Here is a 12,834-nt window from a genome sequence, read left to right as displayed (position 1 = left end):
TCCGAAAATAAGCACTTATTATTATAGTCCTGTTGAGAAGAAAAGTAAAACAGAAAGTGAAAAATGCGGGTTTCAGATGGATTTTGCGGTCAGGGAGCTTTTGTAGTATAATAGTACTATGTTCTGTAAGCAAGGGGGATATCTATGGACTTAACCAAACGCTTTAATAAACAGTTAGACAAGATTCAAGTTTCCTTGATTCGCCAGTTTGATCAGGCAATTTCAGAGATTCCTGGGGTCTTGCGTTTGACCTTGGGGGAACCTGATTTTACAACGCCAGATCATATCAAGGAGGCAGCCAAGCGGGCCATTGACCAGAACCAATCCTACTACACAGGGATGAGCGGTTTACTGACCTTGCGCCAGGCTGCTAGCGACTTTGTAAAAGAAAAATACCAGCTAGATTATAATCCTGAAAATGAAATTTTGGTTACAATTGGGGCGACAGAGGCTTTATCTGCTACTTTGACGGCTATTTTGGAAGAGGGGGACAAGGTGCTCTTGCCAGCTCCTGCCTATCCAGGATATGAACCGATTGTCAATCTAGTTGGGGCAGAGATTGTCGAGATTGATACAACTGAAAATGGTTTTGTCTTGACTCCTGAGATGTTGGAAAAGGCTATTTTGGAGCAAGGGGATAAGCTCAAGGCAGTTATTCTCAACTATCCAGCCAATCCGACAGGAATTACCTATAGTCGGGAGCAGTTGGAAGCCTTGGCAGACGTTTTACGCAAGTATGAGATTTTTGTTATCTGTGATGAGGTTTACTCAGAATTAACCTATACAGGCGAAGCCCATGTATCTCTGGGAACTATGCTGAGAGACCAGGCTATTATTATCAATGGCTTGTCTAAATCGCATGCTATGACTGGTTGGCGTTTAGGCTTTATCTTTGCTCCTGCAGCTTTCACAGCTCAGTTAATCAAGAGTCACCAATATTTGGTTACTGCGGCAAACACCATGGCGCAACATGCTGCAGTAGAAGCCTTGACCGCTGGTAAAAACGATGCAGAGCCTATGAAGAAGGAATACATCCAGCGTCGGGATTATATTATTGAGAAGATGACTACTCTTGGTTTTGAGATTATCAAACCAGGCGGTGCCTTCTATATCTTTGCTAAGATTCCAGCAGGTTACAATCAAGACTCCTTTGCTTTTCTGAAGGATTTTGCTCAGAAGAAGGCTGTTGCTTTTATCCCGGGTGCTGCCTTTGGACGTTACGGAGAAGGCTATGTTCGCCTCTCTTATGCGGCCAGCATGGAAACGATCAGAGAGGCCATGAAACGACTTGAGGAGTACATGAGAGAAGCATGATTCAGTCTATCACGAGTCAAGGCTTGGTGCTCTACAATCGTAACTTTCGTGAGGATGACAAGCTAGTCAAGATCTTTACCGAGCAGGCAGGCAAGCGCATGTTTTTCGTCAAACACGCTGGCCAGTCCAAACTAGCTCCTGTTATTCAGCCTTTGGTGTTGGCACGATTTCTCTTGCGCATCAATGATGACGGGCTTAGCTACATCGAGGACTACCATGAGGTGATGACCTTTCCAAAGATTAATAGTGATCTCTTTGTTATGGCCTATGCTACCTATGTGGCTGCTCTTGCAGATGCTAGTTTGCAGGATAATCAGCAGGATGCTCCCTTGTTTGCTTTCTTGAGGAAGACTCTGGAGTTGATGGAAGCAGGGATAGATTATCAGGTCTTAACCAATATTTTTGAAATTCAAATCTTGACTCGATTTGGAATCAGCCTTAATTTTAATGAGTGTGTCTTTTGCCATCGGGTGGGGCAGGCCTTTGACTTTTCTTTCAAATATGGAGCCTGCCTTTGCCCAGAGCATTATCATGAAGATGAGAGACGTTGTCATCTAAATCCCAATATCCCTTATCTGCTCAATCAATTTCAAGCCATTGATTTTGAAACCTTGGAGACCATTTCGCTCAAGTCTCAAATCAAGCAAGAGCTACGCAAGTTTATGGATCAACTCTACGAAGAGTACGTTGGGATTCACCTAAAATCAAAGAAATTCATTGATTCCCTAGCAGACTGGGGACAATTACTAAAAGAGGAAGATAAATGAAAAAAATTGCAGTAGATGCTATGGGGGGCGATTACGCACCTCAAGCCATCGTTGAGGGTGTCAATCAAGCCCTAGCTGACTTTTCAGATATTGAGATTCAACTCTACGGAGATGAAAGTAAGATTAAGCAATATCTAACAGCGACAGATCGCGTCAGCATTATCCATACGGATGAGAAAATTGACTCAGATGATGAGCCGACAAAAGCTATCCGTAAGAAGAAAAATGCCAGCATGGTATTGGCAGCTAAGGCTGTTAAAGAGGGAGAAGCAGACGCTGTCCTCTCTGCAGGCAACACAGGTGCCTTGTTAGCAGCAGGATTCTTCATCGTGGGTCGTATCAAAAATATCGATCGTCCAGGACTCATGTCTACCTTGCCGACCATTGATGGAAAAGGCTTTGACATGCTAGACCTTGGAGCCAATGCGGAAAATACAGCCCATCATCTGCACCAATACGCTGTTTTGGGTTCCTTCTATGCGAAAAATGTTCGTGGGATTTCGAAACCACGTGTTGGTTTGCTCAACAATGGAACAGAAAGCAGCAAGGGAGATCCGCTTCGTAAGGAAACATACGACTTGCTAGTAGCTGATCAAAGTTTGAACTTTGTCGGAAACGTGGAAGCGCGTGATCTGATGAATGGCGTTGCGGATGTTGTCGTAACAGATGGTTTCACGGGAAACGCTGTTCTCAAATCCATTGAAGGTACAGCTTTGGGAATCATGGGCTTACTTAAAAATGCTATTACGGGTGGTGGCCTTCGAGCGAAGCTAGGTGCTCTACTTCTTAAGGATAGTCTTAGGGGGTTGAAGACACAGCTCAACTATTCAGATGTTGGAGGGGCAGTTTTGTTTGGTGTTAAGGCGCCAGTTGTAAAAACTCATGGCTCAAGTGATGCCAAGGCTGTGTACAGTACGATTCGTCAGATTCGTACCATGCTAGAAACAGACGTAGTTGCTCAAACTGCGCGTGAATTTTCAGGAGAATAAAAAAAGATGACAGAAAAAGAAATTTTTGACCGTATTGTAACCATTATCCAAGAGCGACAGGGAGAAGACTTTGCCGTAACAGAGGCCTTAAGTTTGAAAGACGATCTAGATGCGGACTCAGTGGATTTGATGGAGTTTGTCTTGACACTAGAAGATGAATTTGGTATCGAAATCACTGATGAGGAAATCGACCAACTTCAAAGTGTAGCGGATGTAGTAGCGATTATTAAAGATAAAAAATAGGAAAAAGCAACATGCAAGTCATGTTGTTTTTTATTTGCGAAAAAAGAGAAACTTTTAGTAGAAATTGCGAATAAAGAGATGAGAAAGAAAAAGGAGGAACATTTATGTATGTGACTGGTTTTTATCCGTGGTTCATTAAGTGGTTTTTAAAATAAAAATGAATGAATTGTTCGTTTTCTAATTGTTTTTCGAATAAATAGGTAAGGAAAAAGGGAAGGAGATTACGCGATGTATTTACCAATCTTATTGCCATGGTTGATCAAATGGTATTTAAAATAAATGAAATTTACCTGTTCATTTTAAATTACTTCTCGAATAGAAAAGTGAGAAGAAAAGGAAGGAGAGAAGAAAATGATTTCAGTAATTTATCCAATCTGGCTATTTAAGTGGCTTAGAGGTTAAAGATTAGATATATAGAAAAATATAGAGGAGAAGAAAGATGACAAACTTTGACAACATGGAACAGAACTTTGTAGCTCTTACAGAAGAAGAGCTGACGGATGTGAATGGGGGTATTGCTTGGGAGATGGTTTCTGTAGGTATCGCAATTGGTTGGGGAATTTACCAAGTTGGCGAAGCCGCTGGTAAAACATTCTATTATATTACTCATCCATAATTTTTGATAAATATGAGCAAAAAAACATTTTGGATTATACTATTCGTTATTACAATAGTAGTAACTGCTATTGGTTTAGGATTATCTGCATATAATTATTTTGTTTTTGACAGACCTTTTTTTAATAGTACTACTAAAGGACTGCTATCTGCGTTTTTCTTGAGTGTATTAATGATTATTGTGGGTATGTTGAAAGAACATTAATTTTTATTAGTAAAATGAAGGAGGAATTATGTTAAATTTACAAACGTTGGAACAAAACTATCCAACTTTAAGCGATCTTGAACTACAAGAAGTAGATGGTGGGGGAGTGCTACTTTTCGTTGGTGGAGGAATTGTTTCTCTCGGACTCCTAGCTTGGGGTGCCTATAATGGTTATCAGTCAGCAGCGAGAGGTGGCTAATATAAACAAAATAAATCTACCTACGTGGTTTGAATGTTTTGACATACCTAGGATTCCATCATCCTTGATGACCTTTATCTCACTTTATAGAAATATCATTTCAGAATAGTTTATTTCTGGACATTCATTTTTTAACGGTTACTTTAAGCAGGCAGAACTTTTGTTCTGCTTTTTACATTTAAATGATAGTTTATGCTTTTGAAAGTGCGTTTTAGGCGTAAAAATAGTTTATTTAGGAATATTTTCCTGTTTTTATCCTTGTTTGGTTAAAATAATCTTACAAATTTTTAAAGAGATTGTTAGAAAAAGGAGAAGGATATGAAATTTAGGAAAAGGCACTATCGTCCCCAAGTGGATCAGATGGATTGTGGCGTGGCTTCCTTGGCTATGGTCTTTGGTTACTATGGTAGTTATTACTCCTTGGCTCATCTACGAGAGTTGGCCAAGACGACCATGGATGGGACGACCGCTTTGGGACTTGTAAAGGTGGCAGAGGATATTGGGTTTGAGACGCGGGCTATCAAGGCGGATATGACGCTCTTTGATTTGCCAGATTTGACCTTTCCTTTTGTGGCTCATGTGCTCAAGGAAGGGAAGTTGCTCCACTACTATGTGGTGATAGGTCAGGATAAAAAGCACATTCATATTGCTGATCCAGATCCTGGTATCAAGCTGACCAAGATTTCCCGTGAGCGATTTGCGCAAGAGTGGACAGGGGTTAGTATTTTTATGGCACCATCACCGGACTACAAACCTCATAAGGAGAAAAAACAGGGACTCCTATCCTTCTTGCCGATCTTACTCAAGCAGCGTGGCTTAATTACCAATATCGTCCTAGCGACACTCTTGGTGACCTTGATCAATATCGTGGGTTCCTACTATCTTCAGTCCATCATTGATAGTTACGTACCAGACCAGATGCGCTCGACACTGGGTATTATCTCTATTGGGCTGGTCATCGTCTATATCCTCCAGCAGATTTTGTCTTATGCGCAGGAATATCTCCTACTAATCCTTGGGCAACGCTTATCGATTGATGTGATTTTGTCCTACATCAAGCATGTTTTTCATCTGCCGATGTCCTTTTTCGCGACACGCAGGACAGGAGAAATCGTGTCTCGTTTCACGGATGCCAACAGTATCATTGACGCGCTAGCTTCGACCATTCTGTCGATTTTCCTAGATGTGTCGACGATTTTGATTATCTCGCTTGTCTTGTTTTCACAAAATATAACGCTCTTTTTCATTAGTCTGCTTGCGCTTCCCATCTATACAGTGATTATCTTTGTTTTTATGAAGCCGTTTGAAAAGATGAATCGGGATACCATGGAAGCCAATGCGGTTCTGTCTTCTTCTATCATCGAGGACATCAACGGTATTGAGACCATTAAGTCGTTGACCAGTGAGAGTTCGCGCTATCAAAAGATTGATAAGGAATTTGTAACTTATCTGAAAAAATCTTTTACCTATAGCCGGGCAGAAAGCCAGCAAAAGGCACTGAAAAAAGTTGCCCAGCTCCTGCTCAATGTTGCTGTTCTCTGGCTGGGAGCTATTCTGGTCATGGATGGGAAAATGAGTTTGGGCCAGCTGATTACCTATAATACTTTGCTTGTTTATTTTACCAATCCTTTGGAAAATATCATCAACCTGCAAACCAAGCTTCAGACAGCGCAGGTCGCCAATAATCGCTTAAATGAGGTTTATCTGGTAGCTTCGGAGTTTGAGGAGAAGAAAACGGTAGAAGATTTGAGTTTGATGAAGGGAGATATGACCTTTAAGCAGGTTCGCTATAAGTATGGCTATGGTCGAGATGTCTTGTCGGATATCAATTTGACCATTCCACAAGGGTCTAAGATAGCTTTTGTGGGGATTTCAGGTTCGGGTAAGACCACCTTAGCCAAAATGATGGTTAATTTTTACGACCCAAGTCAGGGAGAGATTAGTCTGGGTGGTGTCAATCTTAATCAGATTGACAAAAAGGCTTTGCGTCAGTATATCAACTACCTGCCTCAACAGCCCTATGTCTTTAACGGAACGATTTTGGAGAATCTTCTCCTTGGAGCCAAGGAGGGGACGACTCAGGAAGATATCTTACGAGCAGTCGAGTTGGCAGAGATTCGGGAGGATATTGAGCGCATGCCTCTGAATTATCAGACAGAATTGACTTCGGATGGGGCTGGAATTTCAGGTGGGCAACGGCAGAGAATCGCTCTGGCGCGTGCTCTCTTGACGGATGCACCTGTCTTGATCTTGGACGAGGCGACTAGCAGTTTGGATATTTTGACAGAGAAGCGAATTGTCGATAATCTCATGGCTTTAGATAAGACCTTGATTTTCATTGCCCATCGCTTGACCATTGCAGAGCGGACAGAGAAGGTTGTTGTCTTGGATCAGGGCAAGATTGTCGAAGAGGGTACCCATGCAGACTTGCTTGCACAGGATGGCTTTTATGCCCATTTGGTGAATAGCTAGAAAGAGGAGAAGATGAAATCAGAATTTTTAGAAAGTGCGGAGTTTTATAATCGTCGTTACCATAATTTTTCCAGTCGGGTGATTTTACCTATGTCACTTCTGCTCATGTTTTTACTGGGATTTGCAGTTTTTGCAGAGAAAGAGATTAGTTTGTCTACCAGAGCGACTGTCGAACCTAGTCGGATCATTGCCAATATCCAGTCGACTAGCAATCAACGCATTGTGGCAAATTATCTGGAAGAAAACAAACTAGTCAAGCAGGGGGAACTCCTCGTTCAGTACCAGCAAGGTGCGGAAGCTGTCCAGGTTGAGGCATATGCCAGTCAATTGGAGATGTTAAAGGATCAAAAAAAGCAGTTGGGGTATTTGCAATCCAGTTTGAAAGAGGGGAGTGATCAATTTCCAGAGGCGGATAAGTTTGGTTATCAGGAGATGTTTCGAGACTATCTCAGCCAAGCTAGTAGTCTTAGGAGTAATGTTTCTCAGCAAAATGCCAGCATCTCCTCTCAAAATGCGGCAGCAAGTCAGAGCCAGGCCGAGATTGGCAATCTTATCAGTCAAACAGAGGATAAAATTCGAGACTATAAAACAGCAAAGTCAGCGATTGAAAAGGGAGATCAACTGGATAGTCAGAATCCAGCCTACTCTTTTTATCAGATCTATAAAAACCAAGCTGGAGAAGATCCGCAAGCTAAATCGCAAGTTATTGCACAGGTGGATGCACAAATTGCCCAGCTAGAGTCTAGTCTAGCTACGTATCGTGTACAGTATGCGGGTTCTGGAGCTCAACAGGCCCACGCAACGGGACTGGATAGTCAACTGGAATCACTCAAATCTCAGCACTTAGTTAAAGTCGGTCAGGAATTAACTCTTCTAGATCAGAAAATTTTGGAGGCGGAATCGGGTAAGAAGGTACAGGGAGGTCTCCTAGATAAAGGGAAGATTATAGCAAGTGAGGATGGGGTGCTTCACCTCAATCCTGAGACTAGTGAATCTACGATGGTCGCAGAAGGAACCCTGCTAGCCCAACTCTACCCATCTTTGGAAAAAGAAGGAAAAACCAAACTCACAGCCTATCTCAGTTCAAAAGATGTTGCTAGAGTCAAGATTGGGGACTCTGTCCGTTATACTACGACTAATGATGCGAAGAATCAAATTTTCCTGGATTCTACGATTACAAGTATTGATGCGACAGCTACAAAGACTGAACAAGGAAATTTCTTTAAAATTGAGGCGGAGACCCATCTGACTTCTGAGCAGGCTACAACACTTCGCTATGGTTTAGAAGGCCGCCTGCAGATGATTACGGGAAAGAAAAGCTATCTCCGTTATTTTTGGGATCAATTTTTGAATAAAGTGTAATATTCGTGTTTTTCAGAGGATAAATGATTTTAAAACTGTAAGAAGAGCTCATCTTGCAGTTTTTCTTTACGCTTGAAATAGGAAAACGTTATTTATTCGTAAAAACCTTGAATTTTTCATGCTTTTGTGGTAGAATGTGCTCAAGTAAAACGAAAGGCGAACTTTAAAATGTCAAAACAACTGATCTATTCGGGAAAAGCCAAGGATATCTATACAACTGAGGATGAAAATCTCATTATTTCAACTTACAAGGACCAGGCGACTGCCTTCAACGGAGTCAAGAAGGAGCAGATTGCGGGCAAGGGAGTGTTAAATAATCAGATTTCATCTTTTATTTTTGAGAAATTAAATGCGGCTGGTGTAGCGACTCACTTTGTGGAGAAACTTTCAGACACGGAACAGCTCAATAAAAAGGTTGAGATTATTCCTTTGGAAGTTGTGCTCCGCAACTACACGGCTGGTTCCTTTTCAAAACGTTTTGGCGTAGAAGAAGGTATCGCATTTGAGACTCCGATTGTCGAATTTTACTATAAAAATGATGATTTGGATGATCCCTTTATCAATGACGAGCATGTGAAATTCCTTAAAATTGCGGATGACCAGCAGATTGCTTACTTGAAGGAAGAAACCCGTCGTATCAATGAGCTCTTGAAAGCTTGGTTTGCTGAGATTGGTCTCAAATTGATTGACTTTAAGCTAGAGTTTGGTTTTGACAAGGATGGCAAGATTATCTTGGCAGACGAGTTTTCACCAGATAACTGCCGTTTGTGGGATGCAGATGGCAACCACATGGACAAGGATGTTTTCCGCCGTGGCTTGGGTGAATTGACGGATGTTTACGAGATTGTCTGGGAAAAGCTGCAAGAACTAAAATAACAACCTAGAAGTCGTTGGGAACATTGTAAGAGCTGAAATAAAGGAATAAGAATTGATGGATAAACGTATTTTTGTTGAGAAAAAGGCTGATTTTCAGGTCAAGTCAGAGAGTTTGGTAAGGGAACTCCAGCACAACTTGGGATTGTCAACTTTGAAAAGTATTCGCATTGTGCAAGTTTATGATGTCTTTGATTTGGCAGAGGACTTGTTTGCGCCTGCAGAGAAGCACATCTTCTCTGAGCAGGTGACAGACCATGTTTTGGACGAAGTGGTTGTGCAGGCGGATCTTGTCAACTATGCTTTCTTTGCCATTGAAAGTTTGCCAGGGCAATTTGACCAACGTGCAGCTTCTTCACAGGAAGCCTTGCTTTTGCTGGGGAGTTCGAGTGACGTGACGGTCAACACAGCACAATTGTACTTGGTTAATAAGGATATTGATGCGACTGAGTTGGAAGCGGTCAAGAACTACCTGCTCAACCCAGTTGATTCTCGTTTCAAGGACATCACGACAGGGATTGCCAAGCAGGAATTTTCAGAGTCGGACAAGACCATTCCTAAATTGACTTTCTTTGAAAGCTATACAGCAGAAGACTTTGCGCGCTACAAGGTTGAACAAGGAATGGCTATGGAAGTGGATGATTTGCTCTTTATCCAAGATTACTTCAAGTCAATCGGGCGCGTGCCGACGGAAACAGAGCTCAAGGTTTTGGACACTTACTGGTCTGACCACTGCCGTCACACGACTTTTGAGACCGAGTTGAAACACATTGATTTCTCAGCTTCTAAATTTCAAAAGCAATTACAAGCGACTTATGACAAGTATATTGCCATGCGTGATGAACTAGGTCGGTCTGAAAAGCCACAAACCTTGATGGATATGGCGACTATTTTTGGTCGTTATGAGCGTGCTAATGGTCGTTTAGACGATATGGAAGTATCTGACGAAATCAATGCCTGCTCGGTTGAAATCGAAGTGGACGTTGATGGTGTCAAGGAACCTTGGCTCCTTATGTTCAAAAACGAAACTCACAACCACCCAACGGAAATTGAACCATTTGGTGGCGCGGCTACTTGTATCGGTGGCGCCATTCGTGACCCATTGTCAGGCCGTTCTTATGTTTACCAAGCCATGCGTATCTCAGGCGCGGGTGACATTACAGCGCCGATTTCAGAAACGCGCGCTGGGAAATTGCCACAACAGGTCATTTCTAAAACAGCGGCTCACGGTTATTCTTCGTATGGTAACCAAATTGGTCTGGCGACGACTTACGTTCGTGAGTACTTCCACCCAGGCTTTGTAGCCAAACGCATGGAGCTAGGTGCCGTTGTCGGTGCTGCTCCTAAGGAAAATGTAGTCCGTGAAAAACCGGAAGCCGGTGATGTGATTATTCTACTCGGTGGGAAGACTGGACGTGATGGTGTCGGTGGTGCGACAGGATCTTCTAAGGTTCAAACAGTTGAGTCTGTAGAGACTGCTGGAGCTGAGGTTCAAAAAGGGAATGCCATCGAAGAGCGCAAGATCCAACGCCTTTTCCGTAATGGCGATGTCACTCGTCTTATCAAGAAATCCAACGACTTTGGAGCAGGTGGTGTCTGTGTGGCTATCGGTGAATTGGCAGATGGTCTTGAAATTGATCTCAACAAGGTTCCTCTTAAATACCAAGGTTTGAACGGTACAGAAATTGCCATTTCTGAATCACAAGAACGGATGGCAGTTGTGGTGCGTCCTCAAGACGTAGATGCCTTCGTTGCCGAATGTAATAAAGAAAACATTGACGCGGTTGTTGTGGCAACAGTGACTGAAAAACCAAATCTTGTCATGCACTGGAATGGTGAAACCATCGTCGACTTGGAACGTCGTTTCCTTGATACAAACGGTGTGCGTGTAGTCGTTGATGCCAAGGTTGTGGACAAGGATGTCAAACTCCCAGAAGAACGCACAACAAGTGCTGACACACTTGAAGCAGATACCCTTGCGGTTCTGTCTGATCTCAACCATGCGAGTCAAAAAGGTTTACAAACTATCTTTGACTGCTCGGTCGGTCGTTCAACGGTCAATCACCCACTTGGTGGTCGCTACCAACTCACACCAACTGAGGCATCTGTGCAGAAATTGCCAGTTCAACACGGTGTGACTCACACTGCGTCTGTCATGGCGCAAGGATTCAATCCATACGTGGCAGAATGGTCTCCATATCATGGCGCTGTCTATGCGGTTATCGAAGCGACTGCTCGTCTGGTTGCTGCTGGTGCAAACTGGTCTAAGGCTCGCTTCTCTTACCAAGAGTATTTCGAGCGGATGGACAAACAAGCTGAGCGTTTCGGTCAGCCAGTAGCAGCTCTCCTAGGCTCTATCGAAGCACAAATCCAGCTTGGTTTGCCATCTATCGGTGGTAAGGACTCCATGTCTGGTACTTTTGAAGAATTGACTGTACCGCCAACCTTGGTTGCCTTTGGAGTGACAACAGCAGATAGCCGTAAGGTGCTCTCTCCTGAGTTCAAGACTGCTGGTGAAAATATCTACTACATCCCAGGTCAAGCTCTTTCTGCAGAGATTGATTTTGACTTGATTAAGTCTAATTTTGCCAAGTTTGAAGGCATTCAAAAGGCTCACAAAGTGACATCTGCATCAGCTGTTAAATATGGCGGTGTCCTTGAAAGCTTGGCTCTTGCTACTTTTGGGAACCATATTGGTGCAGAGGTGACCTTGCCTGAACTTGAAACAGCTTTGACAGCTCAATTGGGTGGATTTGTCTTCACATCTCCTGAAGAAATCACTGGAGTAGAGAAAATAGGTCAAACAAAAGCAGACTTTACACTCCTTGTCAACGGTGTGAAGCTAGATGGACACAAACTTGACAGTGCTTTCCAAGGGAAACTGGAAGAAGTTTACCCAACAGAATTTGCCCAATCTAAAGAATTGGAAGAAGTGCCAGCTGTCGCTTCTGACGCAGTCATCAAAGCCAAAGAAACCATTGAAAAACCTGTTGTTTACATCCCAGTCTTCCCAGGAACCAACTCAGAATATGACTCAGCTAAAGCCTTCGAAAAAGAAGGGGCAGAGGTTAACTTGGTGCCATTCGTGACCTTGAATGAAGAAGCCATTGTCAAGTCAGTTGAAACTATGGTTGACAATATCGGCAAGGCAAACATTCTCTTCTTTGCAGGCGGATTCTCCGCTGCAGACGAGCCGGATGGATCAGCTAAGTTTATCGTCAACATCCTGCTCAATGAAAAAGTGCGTGTAGCTATTGATAGCTTTATCGCTCGTGGTGGCTTGATTATCGGTATCTGTAATGGGTTCCAGGCCTTGGTCAAATCAGGTCTTCTTCCATACGGGAACTTCGAGGATGCTAACAGTACTAGCCCAACCCTCTTCTACAATGATGCCAACCAGCACGTGGCTAAGATGGTGGAAACTCGAATTGCCAATACCAACTCACCATGGTTAGCTGGAGTACAAGTGGGCGATATCCATGCCATTCCAGTATCGCACGGTGAAGGGAAATTTGTCGTGACGGCTGAGGAATTTGCAGAGCTCCGTGCCAATGGTCAAATCTTTAGCCAATACGTTGACTTTGACGGCAAACCAAGTATGGATTCTAAGTACAATCCGAATGGTTCTGTAAATGCCATCGAAGGAATTACCAGCAAGAATGGTCAAATCATCGGTAAAATGGGACACTCAGAACGTTATGAAGACGGTCTCTTCCAAAACATCCCAGGAAATAAAGACCAGCACCTGTTTGCGTCGGCTGTGCGTTATTTCACAGGGAAATAAAAGGTATAAAA

General features: G+C 43.0%; 11 protein-coding genes. All 11 read left to right on the top strand.

Translation table 11 applies throughout. The annotated features are described in order from the left end of the window. Window positions 1-144 precede the first annotated feature (144 nt). A complete protein-coding gene (locus M1F63_RS09210; protein ID WP_247921317.1) occupies window positions 145-1,314 on the top strand; it encodes a pyridoxal phosphate-dependent aminotransferase in 1,170 nt (389 codons plus the stop codon). Then, the gene (gene recO, locus M1F63_RS09205; RefSeq protein ID WP_247921318.1) at window positions 1,311-2,081 is read left to right on the top strand and encodes a DNA repair protein RecO; all 771 of its coding nucleotides are present in this window, start codon (window positions 1,311-1,313) and stop codon (window positions 2,079-2,081) included. Before M1F63_RS09210 ends, recO begins: the two co-directional genes overlap by 4 nt. Then, complete coding sequence (gene plsX, locus M1F63_RS09200) at window positions 2,078-3,070, top strand: phosphate acyltransferase PlsX (protein ID WP_247941258.1); 993 nt, start codon at window positions 2,078-2,080, stop codon at window positions 3,068-3,070. The genes recO and plsX overlap by 4 nt, the downstream gene beginning before the upstream one ends. Window positions 3,071-3,076: 6 nt before the next feature. Continuing rightward, complete coding sequence (locus M1F63_RS09195; protein ID WP_000136435.1) at window positions 3,077-3,313, top strand: acyl carrier protein; 237 nt, start codon at window positions 3,077-3,079, stop codon at window positions 3,311-3,313. Between the two features lie 439 nt (window positions 3,314-3,752). After that, window positions 3,753-3,929 (top strand): hypothetical protein, encoded by a 177-nt coding sequence (locus M1F63_RS09190; RefSeq protein ID WP_000180837.1) that lies wholly within the window; start codon window positions 3,753-3,755, stop codon window positions 3,927-3,929. A gap of 12 nt (window positions 3,930-3,941) precedes the next feature. After that, entirely contained in the window at window positions 3,942-4,133 is a 192-nt protein-coding gene (locus tag M1F63_RS09185) for a hypothetical protein (RefSeq protein ID WP_013670143.1), read from the top strand. Window positions 4,134-4,161: 28 nt separating this feature from the next. Further along, window positions 4,162-4,332: a H354_08695 family bacteriocin-like peptide gene (locus M1F63_RS09180; RefSeq protein WP_000933509.1), complete on the top strand. Its 171-nt coding sequence runs from the start codon at window positions 4,162-4,164 to the stop codon at window positions 4,330-4,332. A 318-nt stretch (window positions 4,333-4,650) separates the two neighbouring features. Beyond that, window positions 4,651-6,804 (top strand): peptide cleavage/export ABC transporter, encoded by a 2,154-nt coding sequence (gene comA, locus M1F63_RS09175; RefSeq protein WP_247941257.1) that lies wholly within the window; start codon window positions 4,651-4,653, stop codon window positions 6,802-6,804. 12 nt (window positions 6,805-6,816) lie between these two features. Then, window positions 6,817-8,166, top strand: a complete 1,350-nt coding sequence (gene comB, locus M1F63_RS09170; RefSeq protein WP_247941256.1) for an HlyD family secretion protein — start codon at window positions 6,817-6,819, stop codon at window positions 8,164-8,166. Window positions 8,167-8,334: 168 nt separating this feature from the next. Next, entirely contained in the window at window positions 8,335-9,042 is a 708-nt protein-coding gene (gene purC, locus M1F63_RS09165) for a phosphoribosylaminoimidazolesuccinocarboxamide synthase (protein WP_000043285.1), read from the top strand. A 55-nt stretch (window positions 9,043-9,097) separates the two neighbouring features. Continuing rightward, window positions 9,098-12,823, top strand: a complete 3,726-nt coding sequence (locus M1F63_RS09160; protein ID WP_247941255.1) for a phosphoribosylformylglycinamidine synthase — start codon at window positions 9,098-9,100, stop codon at window positions 12,821-12,823. Window positions 12,824-12,834 lie beyond the last annotated feature (11 nt).

Source organism: Streptococcus oralis (assembly GCF_023109155.1).
Lineage (GTDB): Bacteria > Bacillota > Bacilli > Lactobacillales > Streptococcaceae > Streptococcus > Streptococcus oralis_BZ.
This window is presented reverse-complemented; position numbering and strand designations above follow the sequence as displayed.

Excerpts from the sequence above, each read along its gene's own strand:
- plsX (WP_247941258.1), top strand. The coding sequence starts at position 2,078 with ATGAAAAAAATTGCAGTAGATGCTATGGGGGGCGATTACGCACCTCAA.
- M1F63_RS09190 (WP_000180837.1), top strand. The coding sequence starts at position 3,753 with ATGACAAACTTTGACAACATGGAACAGAACTTTGTAGCTCTTACAGAA.
- M1F63_RS09210 (WP_247921317.1), top strand. The coding sequence starts at position 145 with ATGGACTTAACCAAACGCTTTAATAAACAGTTAGACAAGATTCAAGTT.
- comA (WP_247941257.1), top strand. The coding sequence starts at position 4,651 with ATGAAATTTAGGAAAAGGCACTATCGTCCCCAAGTGGATCAGATGGAT.
- recO (WP_247921318.1), top strand. The coding sequence starts at position 1,311 with ATGATTCAGTCTATCACGAGTCAAGGCTTGGTGCTCTACAATCGTAAC.
- M1F63_RS09160 (WP_247941255.1), top strand. The coding sequence starts at position 9,098 with ATGGATAAACGTATTTTTGTTGAGAAAAAGGCTGATTTTCAGGTCAAG.
- M1F63_RS09180 (WP_000933509.1), top strand. The coding sequence starts at position 4,162 with ATGTTAAATTTACAAACGTTGGAACAAAACTATCCAACTTTAAGCGAT.
- M1F63_RS09185 (WP_013670143.1), top strand. The coding sequence starts at position 3,942 with ATGAGCAAAAAAACATTTTGGATTATACTATTCGTTATTACAATAGTA.
- M1F63_RS09195 (WP_000136435.1), top strand. The coding sequence starts at position 3,077 with ATGACAGAAAAAGAAATTTTTGACCGTATTGTAACCATTATCCAAGAG.
- comB (WP_247941256.1), top strand. The coding sequence starts at position 6,817 with ATGAAATCAGAATTTTTAGAAAGTGCGGAGTTTTATAATCGTCGTTAC.
- purC (WP_000043285.1), top strand. The coding sequence starts at position 8,335 with ATGTCAAAACAACTGATCTATTCGGGAAAAGCCAAGGATATCTATACA.